Source organism: Massilia sp. UYP11 (assembly GCF_050434805.1).
Classification (GTDB): domain Bacteria; phylum Pseudomonadota; class Gammaproteobacteria; order Burkholderiales; family Burkholderiaceae_D; genus Telluria.
This window is the reverse complement of record NZ_JBNDJE010000052.1, coordinates 1-2034: the sequence shown is the minus strand read 5'-3', so window position 1 is coordinate 2034 and position 2034 is coordinate 1. Positions and strand designations below refer to the sequence as shown.

General features: G+C 62.5%; 2 protein-coding genes. Both read left to right on the top strand.

Annotated elements, in window-relative coordinates; genetic code table 11:
• The first annotated feature begins 85 nt into the window (after nt 1-85).
• Nucleotides 86-1165, top strand: coding sequence for an IS21 family transposase (gene istA, locus ABIB38_RS24100; protein ID WP_429207332.1), 1080 nt, complete (start codon nt 86-88; stop codon nt 1163-1165).
• Entirely contained in the window at nt 1162-1947 is a 786-nt protein-coding gene (istB, locus tag ABIB38_RS24095; RefSeq protein WP_429207331.1) for an IS21-like element helper ATPase IstB, read from the top strand. The genes istA and istB overlap by 4 nt, the downstream gene beginning before the upstream one ends.
• Nucleotides 1948-2034 lie beyond the last annotated feature (87 nt).

Below are 2034 nucleotides of genomic sequence, written 5' to 3'. Positions count from 1 at the left end.
TGTCAGCAGCGGTTGTAAACTGATACAGGCAGCGATTGAAAACTGATACACCATTTTGAGAAGATGGCCGCTTTGCGGAGCGGCCTTGAAACCCAAAGAGGTGTACGTGGAAATTCAACTCCTGAAGAGGCATGGGTTAAGCCTTCGGCAGATCGCCGCCGAGGTAGGCTGCGCAGTGAACACGGTGCGCCGGCATCTGGCCCTGGAGGCCGTGCCGAAGTACGAACGCCAAGTCAAACGCCAGACGAAGCTGGCGCAATTCGAGCAGTACCTGAGGGATCGGCAGCAAGCCGCTCAGCCCGACGTGATTCCGGCCACCGTGCTGTACCGCGAGATTGCCGCGCGCGGCTACGAAGGCGGCATGAGCCAGTTGAGGGCCTTCGTGCGCACCTTGCGCCCGGCACCTTCAGCCGACCCGGTGGTGCGTTTCGAGACGGCGATGGGCGAGCAGTTGCAGGTGGACTGGGTCGAATTCCGTAAGGGCAGCGCGCCATTGCACGCGTTCTGCGCGACGCTTGGCTTTAGCCGGGCCAGCTACGTGGAGTTCGTCAGCAACATGAAGGTAGAAACCCTGATCGCCTGCCACGAGCGCGCCTTTGCGGCGTTCGGTGGCGTGACGCGGCGGGTCCTGTATGACAACATGAAGACGGTAGTACTGGAGCGCGATGCGTACGGTGAGGGCGAGCACCGCTTCCACGCCGGCTTCCTGGACTACGCCAGGCATAGCGGCTTCGTGATCAAGCTGTGCCAGCCGTACCGGGCCAAGACCAAGGGAAAAGTCGAACGCTTCAACGGCTACCTGCGCCGCTCGTTTTACGTGCCGCTGGCGAGCCGGGTGGCACAGAGCGGCCAGAAGCTCGACGTCGTAACGGCCAACGTGGAAGTGGCCCACTGGTTGCGCGAGGTGGCCAATGCGCGCATCCACGGCACCACCGGGGAGCCGCCAGCCGAAGCATTGAAGCGGGAAGTGGAGCACCTGCAAGCGCTGCCGGCACCATGGCGGGCGGACATCGCGGCAGCCAGGCCGCAACCGAGTACCGCGGCACCTGCGGTGCCGCGGCCGGCAGCGGTGGTGGAGCGAATCGCGCAACCGTCTCCAGTACAGCATCCGCTGCAGGTGTACGACGCGCTGCTGGTGCGGGTTACTGAAGGGGTGGGGGCATGAACCTGCAGCATGAGCGTATCGCGACGTTGTGCGAGAGCCTGAACCTGCCGTTCGTGGCACAGGGCTATGGCGCCGCAACCCAGAAGGCGGCGAAGCAGGAGATGGCCTACAGCGACTTCCTGGAGGGGCTCTTGAGGGAGGAAGCCGCCGGGCGCAACGTGCGTAAGCAAAGCACGATGACCAGGCTGGCCGGGTTCCCGGCGGTGAAAACGCTGGACGAGTTCAACTATGACTTCGCCAAAGGCGTCAAGCGCAGCCAGGTCGAGGAGCTGGCCGGTTTGGGCTTCGTCGAGCGGCATGAAAACGTGGTGCTTGTCGGGCCCAGCGGCGTAGGCAAGACGCACCTGGCAATGGCACTGGGTTACAAGGCCACGCAGGCCGGCATCAAGACGCGCTTCACGACGGCGGCCGACCTGATGCTGGCGTTGACGATGGCGCATACCCAGAACAATTTGAAGGCGGTAATGCACCGCGCGATCAAGGCATATCGGCTCTTGATCATCGATGAGATCGGTTACTTGCCGATGAACCGGGAGCAGGCCAACCTGTTCTTTCAGGTGATCGCGGCACTGTACGAGCGCAGCAGCCTGATCGTGACCAGCAACCTGCCGTTCGGGCAATGGGACACGACCTTCGCGCAGGACACGACGCTGACCGCGGCGCTGCTCGACCGGCTACTGCACCATGCGCACATCGTGCCGATTGCAGGGGAAAGCTACCGGCTCAAGCACCAACGACAGGCCGGGATGATGAGGGGGAGCGATGTTGCAGAAATGGGCTGAACACGGACGGTGTTCGGCGACGGGGGTGTATCAGTTTTAAATCGCTGAGACGACGAAATCTGTATCAGTTTTCAATCGCCGTTGACA